Genomic DNA, 13944 nt, shown 5'->3' with positions numbered 1-13944 from the left:
GGCTGGGGAGATCCTCAGCTGGCGAACAGTCGTGCTTCCGCGCGCTCGTGCTGCGCGGACATCGCGTCGGTCATCGGAGCGCACCCGCCCATGTCCGCGAGGTCCCGCTCGACCGCCTCGGCGCTCACCTGCGCGATGACCGGTCCCATGGCGTGCAGCAGGACCTGCAGGTGCTTGTACTCGGTGAGCCGGAGCCGCAGGGCCGCGCTGAGGAAGCTCACCGCGAAGGAGGACAGGTCCGAGGCGACGGCCTGGGCCACGGGCACGCCCGCAGCGGCGTAGGCCACCGCGGTCGCGACGGGCTGGCACCCGGGCGTCTCCTTGGCCGCGACGGCGCGCTGCCACTCCTGCAGGTGCGGCCCGCCGACCACCGCCATCGCGACGTCGGTGACCTGGTGACCGCTGCGCACCGAGGCCCGGCGCAGCTCGGCGTTGAGCTTGCTCGCGAACAGCAGCTGGTCGACGAGGCGCACGCGCGCCCAGTCCCCCTGCCCGACCGCCTCGTGGGCGCGGGCGAGGGCGGTCGCGTCGCCGGGACCCACCGAGTGCAGGAGCAGCCCCCGCAACAGGCCCTCGAGACCGTCCTGCTCGACCGCGTGGGCCTGGGCGAACCCCTCCAGCCCGTGCGACATCGTGTAGAAGCCGCTGGGGAAGGCGGAGTCCGAGAGCTGCAGGCTCACCAGCAGCTCGCGGATCGCGGTCGAGGAGGTCATCGCGTCCTCATGCCAGGAAGAAGAGCTGGTTCATCGGGAGGGACTGCGCCGGGTCGATGTGCGCCGACTTGCCGTCGTAGGTGACCTTGTAGGTCTCGGGGTCCACCTCGATGACGGGCGTCCGGTCGTTGCGCACCATGTGCTCCTTGCCGATCCCCCGGCAGCGCCGCACCGGCAGCACCTGGCTCTCCAGCCCGAGCTGCTCGGGGACCCCCAGGTCGATCGCGGCCTGGGACATGAAGGTCACCCGGGTCTTCTGCCGCGCCCTGCCGTAGGCGCCGAACATCGGCCGGTAGTACACCGGCTGCGGCGTCGGGAGGGACGCGTTGGGATCGCCCATCTGCGCCCAGCTGGTCAGCCCGCCCTTGATGACCATCCGCGGCTTGACCCCGAACGAGTCCACCGGCCAGATCACGATGTCGGCGAGCTTGCCGTCCTCGAGCGACCCGATGTGGTCCGAGACCCCCTGGGTGATCGCGGGGTTGATCGTCACCTTGGCGAGGTAGCGCAGCACCCGGAAGTTGTCGTTGCCCTCGGCGTCCTCGGGCAGCGCTCCGCGCTGGTCCTTGTTGTGGTGGGCGGTCTGGAAGGCCCGCGTCACCGACTCGCCGATGCGCCCCATCGCCTGGGAGTCCGAGGAGAACATCGACAGCACGCCCTCGTCGTGGAGCACCGTCTCGGCCGAGATCGTCTCCGCGCGCACCCGCGAGTCGGCGAAGGCGACGTCCTCGGGGATGTCGTGGGAGAGGTGGTGGCAGACCATCACCATGTCGAGCAGCTCGTCGACGGAGTTGACCGTGTAGGGCAGCGTCGGGTTGGTCGAGGAGGGCAGCACGTTGGGCAGGCTCGCGACCTTCATGATGTCCGGCGCGTGACCGCCGCCGGCCCCCTCGGTGTGGTAGGTGTGGATGGTCCGGCCGTTGATCGCGGAGATGGTGTCCTCCACGAACCCCGACTCGTTGAGGCTGTCGGTGTGGATCGAGATCTGGATGTCGAACTCGTCGGCCACCCGCAGGGCGCTGTCGATCGCCGCCGGCGTCGTCCCGTAGTCCTCGTGCACCTTCAACGACGAGGCTCCTGCCTTGATCTGCTCGACCAGGGCCTCCCTCATGGAGCCGTTGCCCTTGCCGTGGAAGCCCATGTTGACCCCCACGTCCTCGGCGGCCTGGATCATCCGGTGCAGGTTCCAGACACCCGGAGTCGTGGTGACGCCGTTGGTCCCGTCCGTGGGTCCGGTGCCACCGCCGAACAGCGTGGTGATCCCGTTGGACAGGGCTGCCTCCGCCTGCTGCGGCGAGATGTAGTGCACGTGGGAGTCGATGGCACCGGCGGTCGCGATGCAGTGCTCCCCCGCGAGCAGCTCGGTGCCCGGCCCGACGACGAGGCGCGGGTCGACGCCGCTCTGCAGGTGGGGGTTGCCCGACTTGCCGACGCCGACGATGCGGCCGTCCTTGACGCCGATGTCCCCCTTCACGACACCCAGGACCGGGTCGAGGACGATCGCGTTGGTGATGACGAGGTCGAGCACGCCGGTGGCGCTGGTCGCCTGCGGGTCCGCCGCCATCCCGTCGCGGGCGGTCTTGCCGCCGCCGTAGACGACCTCGTCGCCGTAGTGCCCCTCGTTGTAGTCCTTCTCGATCTCGATGACCAGGTTGGAGTCGGCGAGCTGCACCTTGTCGCCGGTCGTCGGCCCGAAGAGATCGGTGTACTGCTTGCGCGAGATGATGGCCATGTCAGTTCTTCTTTCCCTGCTTGTTGGCCCCACGGTTCTTCGCCGCGGGGGCGCCGTCCTTGAACTGCCGCTCGGTCATCCGGGCGAGGGCATCGATCCGGGTCTGCCCGGCGTCGAGGCCGCCGTTGACGAGGCCGTTGAACCCGTAGACGTACCTGGTGCCGGCGTAGGCGGTCAGGGTGACGTCCCTGGTGTCGCCCGGCTCGATCCGGACCCCGGTCCCGGCCGGGATGTCGAGGTGCATCCCGTAGGCCTTCTCACGATCGAACTGCAGGGCGCGGTTGACCTCGAAGAAGTGGAAGTGGGACCCGATCTGGATCGCTCTGTCGCCGGTGTTGCTGACGGTGAGGGTGACGCTCTCGCGACCGGCGTTGATCTCGATCTCGTTCTCGTTGTGGTCGTACTTGGGGCTGCCGAGCATGGGACGTCCTTTCCTGGTGGGCAGCGCGAACGCGCGTCGCCCGGGACTCCGGGGTGTCGGCCGGGCGTGGACCCGGTCTGGGGGGACGCCGCGGCCTCGGCGTCTCGTGGTGGCTGGCTGTCGTCGTCTACCCGTGCGGGCCGGTCGCACCGGCCTCCTCGCGGCGAGGAGGTGACGGGGGGTGGGCGTGGCGGTGGCTCGTGCCGTCGGCCTGGACGTGGGTGTGGGAGTGAGCGTGCGGGTGGGCGTGGCCGTGCTGGTGCTCCGCGCCGGCGTCCTCGAAGGCGTGGGAGTGTGCGTAGCCGTGGCCGTGGTCGGCCAGCAGCCCTTCCTCGATGCCGTCGCGCCCGTGGCCGAGGTCGTGCTCGGCGGCGGCCACGCGACGGCGCACGACCTCCAGCACTGCCTCCTGGGAGAGCAGGGGGCCGAAGAACGACGCGTCCTCGGGGAGGCCCGGTGGCGGGGTGCGGGCGAAGCCGGCCGGGACGACCACGACATGGTCGGCTCCCAGCAGTCTCGCCCGGCGTACGGCCTCGGCCAGGTCGCCGGGCTCGGCGACGCACGCGACCTCGACCGGCACCCCCGCGCCGTGGGTGCGCACCAGGTGCGCGACCCGGTGGAGGTCGGCGTCGTCGAACGGGTCGCCCGACGGTGCCGTGACGACCAGGGTCGTGCCCGGTCGGGTCGAGACCCGCTCGGCCGCGCGACGCAGCCACGCGACCAGGTGGTCGACGGTGCCGAAGTCGGCACTCTGCGCGACCCGTCCCGCTCCCGCCGTGGCACTGATCCACCGCAGCGTCTTCGCCGTGTCGGCCACCATGACGGGGTCGCGCCCCCAGGTCATCGGGACGACCACGACGCGGTCCTCCCCCTCGGTGAGCAGTGCCGTCACGACGTCGTTCAACGGTCGGCCCGAGGTGGTGACGACGGCGCCGAGGGTGTCGGCGATCGGCGCCAGGTCGGCGCCCCCGGCGCTCTCATGCCCTGCGACCAGGACTGTCCTGGCCTGCCCGGACATGACCGAGGACATCTCCCTCACGCCGCCACTGGATCGTGGCAGGACACGAGCTTGCTGCCATCGACGAACGTCGCCTCGACCTGGAGCAGGGCGAGCCGCTCGCGCACGCCCGGCATGCAGTCGGCCTCGGAGACCACGTGCTTGCCCAGCTCCATGCACTCGGCGACCGACTTGCCGTCGCGGGCCCCTTCGATGATGGCCTCCGAGATCAGCGCCTGCGCTTCGCTGAGGTTGATCTTCGTGCCCCGGTCTCGCCGACGACGGGCGAGCTCGGCGACCTGGTAGATGTACAGCTTGTCGATCTCACGTGGAGTCAGTTGCATGTGCTTCGACCTCCTGGCGATGGGTGGGCTCGGGTATGCGTTTCCTGTGGGGCCCTCGCTCACCTTCATCCACGTCCGCGCGCCTTAACAAGGGCCCAGGAGGTTCGGCCCGTGCCATCGGTATGAGCCTTGCCGGGCACGGCTTCGCGGCCCCGAAATGCGGTTAGCCTGCACAGGTGGAGACCGTCTGGTGGGTCCTCGGCGCCGCGGTTCTCGCCGCGACGCTGGCCGACGTCTTCCTCACGGTCCTCAACTACGACGAGGCTGGCTTCCTCTCCGGACCGGTCGCTCGCGGGCAGTGGCACCTGCTGCGCCGCGTCACCCGCCGGCTCCCCCGCCGGTGGCGCCCGTACGCCCTGCGCCAGGTGACCGGTCTCCAGGTCGTGATCGGCATCCTGGTGTGGGTCTTCGGGGTCATCCTCGGATTCGGGCTCATCTACTACGGGCTGATGTCCCCGACGTCCTTCTCCGTCTCCGGGCGGGGGTCGAGCCTGGACTTCTTCGACGCGATGTACTTCAGCTCCGCCCAGCTGGCCACGGTCGGCGGCTCGGCGCTCACGGCGGAGACCGACGTCCTGCGCTTCCTGAGCATCGTCGAGACGCTGTGCGGCGTCGTCCTGATCTCCCTGATCCTCACGTTCCTGCTCGGCGTCTACTCGGTCATCAGCGACCTCAACGCGCTCTGCCGCCACTTCTTCACCGCCGAGCGCGGGGCCGGCTCCCCCGTCGACAGCCTCGCCCCGTTCTTCCAGGGCGGCCAGCAGCCCGGGCTCGACGGCCACCTCGACGGCATCTCCGACGCGTTCGCGTCCTACACCGACGGCCTGCGGCTGCACCACGCCGCCTACTACTTCCAGAGCGGACGCGACCACTTCGCCCTGCCCTACGCGGTGCGGATGATCGGCGGGACGATCGGCGCGCTGCGCTGGTGCCTGCCGACCGGACACCCCGCCGCCACCCAGCCGGCGCTGGTGCCGCTCACCTTCCAGTTCCTCGAGTTCGGCGAGCAGCTCGAGCGCACCGTGCACCTCGACGAGCCCGTTCCCGAGGTGGTGGACATCGAGACGTTCTCGGCGCTGGCCAAGGGCGAGCAGGCGCCCACCGACCAGTGGGTGCCGCGCTTCGTGCAGCTCGAGACCGCGATGGCGAGGCTGGCCGGCACCGAGCCGCTCGCCGACCTCCACGACTCCTACACCCGCTACACCCGCTGGCTGCCCTTCGCCTACCGCAGCCAGCAGCTGACGCTCGGGGTCAGCGACGACCTGGACTACCAGCCGGTGATCGTCGCCGACCGGCCCGTCTCGGGCCTCGGCGACTCCGACCCCGTGGCCACCCGGACCGTGCTGGGCGGGCACCCGCCCCCGGTGGACGACCCGACGGCCGCCGGCGTCCGGTCCACCCGCCTCCCCCTGCCGCGCTGGCGGAGGTTCGCGCAGCGCCACCTCGCGCAGGTCGACCCCGGCTACGCGCGGCTGCGCACCGCGATGCGCTCGGTCGTCGCGGCCGTCCTCGCCGTGGCCTCGCTCTACGTCCTCTTCGACGCGGCCACCGACCGCGCCGCCATCCAGCCGGCCATCTTCGGCGGCTTCGTCGCCATGACGAGCACGGGCGTCGCCGTCGACAGGTCGCAGCGCGGGCAGGTGCTCACCAGCGTGCTGCAGCTCGTGCCGATCGGCGTCGTGGTGTTCCTCGGCGCGCTGGTGTCGGACTCGACGCTGCTCACCGGTCTCCTTCTGGCCGTCGTGGCCCTGGTCGGCACGTGGGTGGGCCACTTCGGCGCCCGCTGGGCCGCCATCGGCCGGGTGTCGTTCATGGCCTACTACTTCGCGCTGATCCTCCGGCTGCAGCCCAGCGACGCACCGTGGTTCCTCGGCGCTGCCGCGGCGGGGGTGCTGTGGGCGCTGGTCGTGAGCTACGTCCTCCTGCCCGCGCGCCCGCGCAAGGAGCTGCGCGACGGCATCGAGGGCTTCACGGCCCAGCTGGTCTCGGCGATGGACACCCTGGTCGACGCCATCTCGTGGGCCCGCTGGAGCGGCGACGTGCGCAAGCGGGCCGACCTCGAGCTGGGCCAGCTGCGCCGGGCCGGTGCATTCATCGGAGGATGCATGACCGGCGACGAGGACAAGATCGGCGTCTCCCCCGAGCGCGCGGCGGCGCTGCGCCTGCGGTTGTTCGACACCGAGCTCGCCGTCAAGAATCTCGCCTCCGCCGCACGCGACGTCACCGGCACCACCTTGTCGCTGGAGCTGCGGGCGCGATTGGCCGGTCGGCTCGAGCTGCTCCAGGTCCATGTCGCCCGCACGACCGCGTCGGCGACGACCGACGCCGGCCTGAGTCCCGACCTCGCGGCACTGCCGCCCTGGACGGAGGAGGAGCCGCCGCGGGACTGGCCCCGCCAGGCGCGTGCGCTGCACGCGGCGATCGACCAGCTGCAACGCGTCGCGGAGAAGCTGCGGGACGCGGTCGACGCGGCTCTTCACCCGGAGGTCGCCTACACCGTGCCCCTGGCCGAGGAGGGCGAGGTGGGGGCCGAGGCGCTGGTGGCGCCCGGCGCGCGCCAGGCCGCCGAGGACGCTCCCCCGGCGGGGCGTTCCATCGCGCCGTCGACGCGCCAGGCGGTCCAGGCCGCGGTCGCGACCGGCCTCGCGCTGGCGGTCGGGGGGCTGGTGTCGTCGAGCCACCAGTACTGGGCGGTGCTCGCGGCCTACCAGGTGCTGGGCGGGACCGACGGCGAGACCCTGGTCAAGGGCGCCCAACGCCTCGCCGGCACCGTCGGGGGCGCGGCGATCGGCTTCGCGATCGCCCTGGAGAGCGGGTCGGACCCCGCGGTGGTGCTGCCGGTCATCGCGGTGGCCGTCTTCGCCTCGGCCTACTACCGCCAGGTGTCCCCGGCCGTCTCCGCCCTGTGGACGACGATGATCTTCGCGATGCTCTACGAGTACCTCGGGCGGCTGACCAGCCTCGCGCTGGAGGAGCGGGTGCTTGAGACGGTCTTCGGTGCGCTGGTCGCGCTCGCCGTGGCCGCGCTCGTGCTTCCGCGCCACACCCGCACGACCTACCACGCCAACCTCGCCGACCTGGTCGAGGACGTCGACGTGATCGTCACCGCCAGCCTGTCGCGCATGGCCGGCGACCACTCGATCTCGCAGACCGCCGTGCGCCAACGGCTCCTCGACGCCGACCGGCACGTCCGCTCCATCGCGACCGCGGCGGACCCGCTGCGTCGCTCGGCCGGCGCCCTCGAGCCCGGAGGCGTGGAGAGCCAGCTCACCGGGGCGTGGTCGCTGGTCTTCCACACCCGGCAGCTGGTGGGCGCGGTCGAGGGCGCCATCGCCTCGGGCGTCGATCCGGGCGCCGACCCGGGCGTGGACTGGAGGGCCCTGAGCCGGTCGACCAGCGAGAACGTCGCCGCCCTCACCACGGCGCTGTCCGGCCGGCTACCAGGGGCGGTCGACACCTCCGTCGGCGACGCCAACGACGTCGACGCGCCCGTGCGGTCCGTCGACGCCGTCACGCTGGAGGTCAGCCTGGTCAACCTGACCCTGCTGGCCCTGCTGGACGCCGTCTCCCCCGGCGCGGTCGGTGCTGCCGATCCCGCCGCCCACCCCGCCAACGCATGAGGAGGCACACGATGGACACCGATCTCGGTTGGACCACACGCAGGGGGCGGGTCACCGCGCCCCCGGAGCCGACGCGACCATGAGCGCCGCGGCGCAGCACGACTCGCGACTCACCTCGGTCGCGCTGGTACTCGCTGGGGGCATCGTGGGCGTCGGGGCGCGCGAGGGGTTCATGCTGGCCGTGCCCAACGAGGACAACATCCCCATCGTGGTGCCGATCGTCAACGTGCTCGGCGCGTTCGTGCTGGGCTACCTCTACGAGGCGCTCACCCGCGACGACACGCCGCCCCAGCTGACCTCGCGGCTCAAGCTGCTCATCGGCACCGGGTTCTGCGGGGGCCTCACCACCTACAGCTCGCTGGCGACCGACACGGCCGTGCTGCTCGACGACTCGCGCGTGGGCGTGGCCGCGACCTACGCCCTCGGCACCCTGGTGGTCGGCGGCCTGGCCACCCTCGCCGGCATCGCCCTCGCGGCGAGCCGGCACGGGCCCCGCCACCGCGCCGAGGGAGCGAGCCGATGACACCGGGACTCTTCGCGCTGCTCGTCGTCGCCGGCGGCCTGGGCGCCAGCGTGCGCTACCTCCTCGACGCCTGGATCAAGTCCAGGACCAAGGGCTCCGCCTTCCCGTGGTCGACGGCGATCATCAACCTCACCGGCTCGCCGGTGCTCGGGTTCCTGACCGGCCTGGTCGCCAGCCACCTCGCCTCGACCGACGTCAGCGCCATCGTGGGCACCGGGTTCCTCGGCGGCTACACGACCTTCAGCACCGCCAGCTACGAGACCGTCCAGCTGGTGCGCGAGAAGCGCTACGGCCTGGCGGCGGCCTACGGCGTGGGCGTGCTGGTGCTCAGCATCGCCCTCGCGTTCGGCGGCTACTACTGGGGTTCGCACCTGTAGGCGGCGCTCAGCCCAGCAGGGCGGTGGTGTTGTCCCAGCAGACGGCGCGCAGCCAGTCCTCGCCGAGCCCGAGCCGCTCGAGCGACTCGAGCTGCACGGCGTAGGGGTAGGGGATGTTGGGGAAGTCGCTGCCGAGGTGCACCCGGCCGGCCAGCCCGAGGTCGCGCAGCCGCGGCAGCAGGTCGTCCGGGTAGGCGCCGCCCATCTCCTCGAAGAACGGCGTGAAGGCCATCGTCGTGTCGAGGGCGACCCGCTCGTGCCGCTCGGCGAGCGCCAGGAACTCGGCGTACTCCGGGGCGCCGGCGTGGGCGATGACCAGCCGCAGCCGCGGATGGCGCGCGAGGAGCGCGGCGACCGGGGCGGGGCCGGTGTGCTCGGTCGCGACGGGACCGCTGCCGGCGTGGAGCACGACGGGCGTCCCGGTCTCTGCGACCACGCCCCACGCCTCGTCGAGGAGGGGGTCGGTGACGTCGAACGCGCCGACCTGCACGTGCACCTTCCAGACCTCGACCGGCTCGGGGCCCGCGGACCGGGAGGCGACGTACGCCCCCGCACCGGGCTCGGGGTAGAACGTGCCGCACACCGCCGCCTCGGGCACGCGCCGCGCGAACCCGGCGGCCCAGTCGTTGAGGAACTCCGCCATGCCGGCCTTGTGGGCGTAGGGCAGCGCGGTGAAGCGACGCACGCCGAACGAGCGCAGCCTCTCCACGAGGGCGTCGTCCGCGTCGCGGTAGTGGAGCGGCCACGGCCGGCCGATGAGCGGGCCCGCCGCGTCGAACTGCGCCCGGACCTTGGCCATCACCCGCGGCGGGAGGAAGTGGGTGTGCAGGTCCTGGAGGCCGGGCAGGCCGAGGGCGCGGGCGAACGCGACGGGATCGGTCACCCGGGGCTCAGTCCCGGTGACCCTTGAGCCGGCGCTGGACCGCGTCGACCTTCTCGCGGTTGGCCTGCCGCTCGGCCAGGGTGTGGCGCTTGTCGTAGGCCTTCTTGCCCTTGGCGAGCGCGATCTCGACCTTGGCCCGGCCGTCCTTGAAGTAGAGCGCAAGCGGGACGATCGTGTAGCCCTTGTCGGTGATCTTGCGCTCGATCTTGTCGATCTCCGAGCGGTTGAGCAGCAGCTTGCGGCGCCGCCGGGCGGAGTGGTTGGTCCACGTGCCCTGGCTGTACTCCGGGATGTGCACCCCGAGCAGCCACGCCTCGCCGTTGTCGATCTCGGCGAACCCGTCGACGAGCGAGGCCCGCCCCTGCCGCAGCGACTTCACCTCGGTGCCCATGAGGACCAGGCCGGCCTCCCACGTGTCCTCGATGTGGTAGTCGTGGCGCGCCTTCTTGTTCTGCGCGACCATCTTCTGGCCCTGCTCCTTCGCCATGGGCCCATCCTCCCAGAGCGGCACCAACGACTGTCCAGCGCGTTACAGCCAGTTCATCGGGTCCACGGCCTGGCCGTTGGCCATCACGGTGAAGTGCAGGTGGCACCCGGTCGACCAGCCCGTGCTGCCCTCGAACCCGATCACCTGTCCCACCTCGACCCGGTCGCCCACCCCGACGTTGTAGCCGCTGGCGTGGTTGTAGATCGTGGCGATGCCGCGTCCGCCGAGCACGCCGTGGTCGATCACGAGGCGGTTGCCGTAGACGCCGCTGTAGTAGGACGACACCACCTTGCCCGGCGCCGCGGCGCGCAGCGGCGTGCCGCACCCGCCGCCGAAGTCGATGCCGTCGTGCAGTCCCCAGTAGTGGTAGATCGGGTGCGAGCGGTAGCCGAACGGCGAGGTGACGTAGCCGTCGACGGGGTAGGCGAGGATCCCCGAGCCCGGGCTGGGCGCGGGCGCCTGGGAGCGGGACTGGGCCCGCTGGCGGCGCAGCGCGGCGAGCGCGCGCCTGCGCAGCATCTCCTCGATCCGCTGCTGCTCCTTCTCGAGCTTGCGGAGCTTGGCGAGGTCCTTCGCGCGGGCCTGGCGTGCCCCGGCGCGGGCGTCGCGTCGCTCGACGACGAGCTCGACCACCGCGTCCTTCGCGGCGCGCTCCTCCGCCTCGAGGGCCTGCATCACCTCGAGGTGCTCGGCAGCGGCCTCGCGCTTGACGGCCACGTCGTCGCGGGCCTCGGCGACCTGGTCCTCGCGCACCTCGAGCAGCACCTCCGAGGCCTTGAGCTCGTCGTACTCGCGCGCCTCCTGGCCGACGACGACGTCGCGCACCCCGTCGCGGCGGGTGAGCTCCTCGGTCGACTCGGCGTCGAGCAGCGAGGAGAACGCGAGGAGCTCGGGGTCGCCCTCGGAGTACATGTCGGCGACGGTGCGCGCGACCTTCTGCCGCTGGGTGTCGCGGTCGACCCGGCCCTGGGCCAGCGCCGCCTCGGCGGCGGCGAGCTCGGCCTCCGCGACCTCGAGCGCGGCCTGCATCCGCTCGTCGCGCTCGTGGGCCACCTCGACCTTGCCGCGAGCGGTGGCGAGGCGGGTCTTGGCGACCCGGAGCTGCTGCTGGGCGGCGTCGAGGCGGGCGGTCGCCTTGCGCAGCTGGGCGCTGGACGCGTCGAGGTCCTGGTGGGCGCCCTTGAGCTCGCGCTCGACCTTGTTCTTCTTGTCCTTGAGGTCGTCGGCATGGGCCGCGGACACGCTCAGGGCCATGACCGCGACAAGTGCTGCGGCCAGGCGGCGTTGAGCGGCACGGGGGAAGGTACGCACCGGGGAAGCCTTTGCGTCGGGGAAGCGGGGAAGGGTGCCACTCCCGACTGACGCCGGGCGAGACGCCTAGACGCTAACCCCCGCGGGTCAGACTTTGAGGTATTTGCGGGTCAACACGAGTGTCGGGAGCAAGGTGAGCACCGGACCGAGGATCCCGATGGCCCCGGCGGCGACCCAGTACTCGTTCCACCCGATCCACGGGACGAACCTCAGGTTGGCCGCGAGGTCGCCGATCGCGAAGTGCAGGAACGCCGCCAGCGCTCCCCCGGCGAGCGCGACGCTGATCAGCGCGGTCACCAGCGCCTCGAGGAGGAACGGCAGCGCGATGTAGAGCGTCGAGGCGCCGACCAGGCGCATGATGCCGATCTCCTTGCGGCGCGCGAAGGCTGCGAGGCGGATCGTGTTGGCGACGAGCAGCAGCGCGGCCAGCACCAGCAGGCCGGCGGTGCCGAGGGCGTACGTGCGCATCTTGGTGATCGTGGTGAGGATCGGCCCCACCTGCTCGCGCAGGTCACGCACGCGGGACACACCGTCGAGGCCCTGCACGGCGCTGGTGATGCCCTCGTACTCCTGCGGGTCCTCGAGGGTGATCCAGATCGTCTCCGGCATGTCCTCGGCGGTCAGCGCCGGGTTGTCGCCGGAGAACAGCTCCTCGCCGTAGAGCTCCTTGGCCTTCTCCAGGGCGACCTCGCCGGACTCGAAGCGATAGCTCGCGACCTCCGGGTTGGCATCCACGACCGCCTCGATCTCGGCCTTCTGCGCCTCGGTCACCGGGTTGGGGCAGACCGGGTTGGAGTCGTTGAGCCGGCACAGGTAGACGGTGATCTGGAGCTGGTTGCCGAAGTGCTCGGCCGCCCGCGTGGCCTGCTGCTGGAACAGCAGGCCGATGCCGACGAGCGTCAGCGACACGACGAGGGTGAGGATCACCGCCAGGTGCATCGTCAGGTTGCGTCGCAGGCCCTGGCCGAGCTCGGAGAAGACGTAGCGCAGCTGCATGGAAGGAGGATCTCGATTCGTTCGGGGGTGCGGATCGGGGCCGGGGCGCGCCCCGCTCAGTTCTGGTGGCCGTAGACGCCCTGTGCCTGGTCGCGCACGACGTGACCGTTCTCGAGCTCGATGACGCGCTTGCGCATCTGGTCGACGATGCCGGCGTCGTGGGTGGCCATCACGACCGTGGTGCCGGTGCGGTTGATGCGGTCGAGGAGCTTCATGATGCCCACCGACGTCGTCGGGTCGAGGTTGCCGGTGGGCTCGTCGGCGATCAGGATCATCGGCCGGTTGACGAAGGCCCGCGCGACCGCGACGCGCTGCTGCTCGCCGCCCGAGAGCTCGTCGGGCATCCGGTCGCCCTTGCCGCTCAGCCCGACCAGCTCGAGCGTCTCCGGCACGACGTCCTTGATCTCCTTGCGGGACTTGCCGATGACCTGGAGGGCGAAGGCGACGTTCTCGGTCACGGTCTTGTTGGGCAGCAGGCGGAAGTCCTGGAAGACGGTGCCGATGTCGCGGCGCAGCCGCGGCACCTTCCAGCTGGCCAACCGGTTGATCTCCTTGCCCGCGACGTAGACCCGCCCGGAGGTGGGCCGGTACTCGCGCAGCACCAGGCGCAGGAAGGTCGACTTGCCCGAGCCGGAGGAGCCCACCAGGAAGACGAACTCCCCCTTCTCGACGTCGACCGAGACGTTGTCGAGCGCGGGGTGGGGGTGGCCGGGGTAACTCTTGGTGACCTTCTCGAAGCGAATCACGGCGTCGAGGCTACGTGAGGGGTGCGCGGGATCGGCGAATCCCGGCTGGGCCGCCGGCTGTGAGGTGCCCGACGCGTGCCGGGGCGACGGGCCAGCGACTCACGGCCGACGTCAAATCCGTGGCCCGCATCGCCTCGACGACGTCATCATGGCTGAGTGAGCGTCAACCGACCGACGACACCCGTGACGACCCGCGCCGTGCACGATCGGGTCGCTCGCGCAGCGTTCGGCGCCCTGGCCCTGTGGTCGACGCTGTTCGCCGTGCCGCACCTCTACTGGGCCTTCGGGGGCCGCCGCGGTCTCGGGGCAGACAGCGGGGCGGCTGACGCCGCGCTGGAGACCACCTGGTTCAGCGCCTACAACTGGGGCGTCACCGGCGCCTCGGTGGTCGCCGCGCTCCTGTGCGGCTGGCTGGTGCTGCACCCGCGGACCTACATCCCCGGCTGGCGTCTCGCACTGCGGATCACCGGTGTGCTCCTGCTCCTCAGAGGCGCCATCGGACTGCTGTCCCTGGCCATGCTGGTGCCCGACGGCCCGGTGCCCCCCTACCTGCTGATCGCCGTGGAGCCGTGGTTCGTCATCGGAGGGCTGCTGTGCCTGCGCGCCGCTCGCGCGGCGATCGCGCCACGCCCCTCGAGGGCCGGGCACGAGCCCTGTCCACCTGACACCACCCACGCCTGAAGCGAGGCCACCGGCTCGTCCCGAGCCGCGCGCGCCATGAGCGGCACCAGCACCCACGTGAACCCGACTCAGCCGCTGCCGTGGATGCGCGCCGGCTGATGACGTCGCCGAGC

General features: G+C 71.6%; 14 protein-coding genes. 4 read left to right on the top strand and 10 right to left on the bottom strand.

Translation table 11 applies throughout. The annotated features are described in order from the left end of the window. Positions 1 to 14: 14 nt before the first annotated feature. The 5 genes from AC4H2S_RS06805 to AC4H2S_RS06785 all read right to left on the bottom strand — a co-directional run bounded on the left by AC4H2S_RS06805 (position 15) and on the right by AC4H2S_RS06785 (position 4207). Positions 15 to 713 (bottom strand): urease accessory protein UreF, encoded by a 699-nt coding sequence (locus AC4H2S_RS06805; RefSeq protein ID WP_491496213.1) that lies wholly within the window; start codon positions 711 to 713, stop codon positions 15 to 17. Positions 714 to 720: 7 nt separating this feature from the next. Further along, positions 721 to 2445, bottom strand: a complete 1725-nt coding sequence (gene ureC, locus AC4H2S_RS06800; protein ID WP_491496212.1) for an urease subunit alpha — start codon at positions 2443 to 2445, stop codon at positions 721 to 723. A gap of 1 nt (position 2446) precedes the next feature. Further along, positions 2447 to 2866, bottom strand: coding sequence for an urease subunit beta (locus tag AC4H2S_RS06795; RefSeq protein ID WP_491496211.1), 420 nt, complete (start codon positions 2864 to 2866; stop codon positions 2447 to 2449). 127 nt (positions 2867 to 2993) lie between these two features. Next, positions 2994 to 3905, bottom strand: coding sequence for a sirohydrochlorin chelatase (locus AC4H2S_RS06790; RefSeq protein WP_491496210.1), 912 nt, complete (start codon positions 3903 to 3905; stop codon positions 2994 to 2996). Continuing rightward, positions 3902 to 4207, bottom strand: a complete 306-nt coding sequence (locus AC4H2S_RS06785; RefSeq protein WP_491496209.1) for an urease subunit gamma — start codon at positions 4205 to 4207, stop codon at positions 3902 to 3904. The genes AC4H2S_RS06790 and AC4H2S_RS06785 overlap by 4 nt, the downstream gene beginning before the upstream one ends. A gap of 176 nt (positions 4208 to 4383) precedes the next feature. Here AC4H2S_RS06785 and AC4H2S_RS06780 point away from each other — a divergent pair, with 176 nt between their 5' ends. From AC4H2S_RS06780 to crcB, 3 genes are all read left to right on the top strand, one after another. After that, on the top strand, positions 4384 to 7827 hold the full coding sequence (locus AC4H2S_RS06780; RefSeq protein ID WP_491496208.1) for an FUSC family protein: 3444 nt from the start codon (positions 4384 to 4386) through the stop codon (positions 7825 to 7827). Between the two features lie 79 nt (positions 7828 to 7906). Further along, on the top strand, positions 7907 to 8350 hold the full coding sequence (locus AC4H2S_RS06775; RefSeq protein ID WP_491496207.1) for a fluoride efflux transporter FluC: 444 nt from the start codon (positions 7907 to 7909) through the stop codon (positions 8348 to 8350). Beyond that, positions 8347 to 8727 carry a fluoride efflux transporter CrcB gene (gene crcB, locus AC4H2S_RS06770; protein WP_491496206.1) on the top strand — a complete coding sequence of 127 codons (381 nt, stop codon included), beginning with the start codon at positions 8347 to 8349 and terminating at the stop codon, positions 8725 to 8727. Before AC4H2S_RS06775 ends, crcB begins: the two co-directional genes overlap by 4 nt. 7 nt (positions 8728 to 8734) lie before the next feature. Here the strand turns inward: crcB and AC4H2S_RS06765 are convergent, their stop codons facing one another. The 5 genes from AC4H2S_RS06765 to ftsE all read right to left on the bottom strand — a co-directional run bounded on the left by AC4H2S_RS06765 (position 8735) and on the right by ftsE (position 13150). Beyond that, complete coding sequence (locus AC4H2S_RS06765) at positions 8735 to 9610, bottom strand: amidohydrolase family protein (RefSeq protein WP_491496205.1); 876 nt, start codon at positions 9608 to 9610, stop codon at positions 8735 to 8737. A 7-nt stretch (positions 9611 to 9617) separates the two neighbouring features. Next, entirely contained in the window at positions 9618 to 10097 is a 480-nt protein-coding gene (gene smpB, locus AC4H2S_RS06760; RefSeq protein ID WP_179617930.1) for an SsrA-binding protein SmpB, read from the bottom strand. Between the two features lie 42 nt (positions 10098 to 10139). After that, positions 10140 to 11408 (bottom strand): peptidoglycan DD-metalloendopeptidase family protein, encoded by a 1269-nt coding sequence (locus AC4H2S_RS06755; RefSeq protein ID WP_491496204.1) that lies wholly within the window; start codon positions 11406 to 11408, stop codon positions 10140 to 10142. Positions 11409 to 11495: 87 nt separating this feature from the next. After that, positions 11496 to 12404, bottom strand: a complete 909-nt coding sequence (ftsX, locus tag AC4H2S_RS06750; RefSeq protein WP_491496203.1) for a permease-like cell division protein FtsX — start codon at positions 12402 to 12404, stop codon at positions 11496 to 11498. A 56-nt stretch (positions 12405 to 12460) separates the two neighbouring features. Beyond that, the gene (gene ftsE, locus AC4H2S_RS06745; protein WP_186340665.1) at positions 12461 to 13150 is read right to left on the bottom strand and encodes a cell division ATP-binding protein FtsE; all 690 of its coding nucleotides are present in this window, start codon (positions 13148 to 13150) and stop codon (positions 12461 to 12463) included. 156 nt (positions 13151 to 13306) lie between these two features. Here ftsE and AC4H2S_RS06740 point away from each other — a divergent pair, with 156 nt between their 5' ends. Continuing rightward, entirely contained in the window at positions 13307 to 13831 is a 525-nt protein-coding gene (locus tag AC4H2S_RS06740) for a DUF3995 domain-containing protein (RefSeq protein ID WP_491496202.1), read from the top strand. Positions 13832 to 13944: the final 113 nt, after the last annotated feature.

It is taken from the genome of Nocardioides sp. Z13_37 (assembly GCF_058355585.1).
Note: the sequence above shows the minus strand (reverse complement) of the source record. Positions and strands in the feature narration are given on the sequence as shown.

Excerpts from the sequence above, each read along its gene's own strand:
- AC4H2S_RS06785 (WP_491496209.1), bottom strand. The coding sequence starts at position 4,207 with ATGCAACTGACTCCACGTGAGATCGACAAGCTGTACATCTACCAGGTC.
- ureC (WP_491496212.1), bottom strand. The coding sequence starts at position 2,445 with ATGGCCATCATCTCGCGCAAGCAGTACACCGATCTCTTCGGGCCGACG.
- smpB (WP_179617930.1), bottom strand. The coding sequence starts at position 10,097 with ATGGCGAAGGAGCAGGGCCAGAAGATGGTCGCGCAGAACAAGAAGGCG.
- ftsX (WP_491496203.1), bottom strand. The coding sequence starts at position 12,404 with ATGCAGCTGCGCTACGTCTTCTCCGAGCTCGGCCAGGGCCTGCGACGC.
- crcB (WP_491496206.1), top strand. The coding sequence starts at position 8,347 with ATGACACCGGGACTCTTCGCGCTGCTCGTCGTCGCCGGCGGCCTGGGC.
- AC4H2S_RS06775 (WP_491496207.1), top strand. The coding sequence starts at position 7,907 with ATGAGCGCCGCGGCGCAGCACGACTCGCGACTCACCTCGGTCGCGCTG.
- AC4H2S_RS06795 (WP_491496211.1), bottom strand. The coding sequence starts at position 2,866 with ATGCTCGGCAGCCCCAAGTACGACCACAACGAGAACGAGATCGAGATC.
- AC4H2S_RS06805 (WP_491496213.1), bottom strand. The coding sequence starts at position 713 with ATGACCTCCTCGACCGCGATCCGCGAGCTGCTGGTGAGCCTGCAGCTC.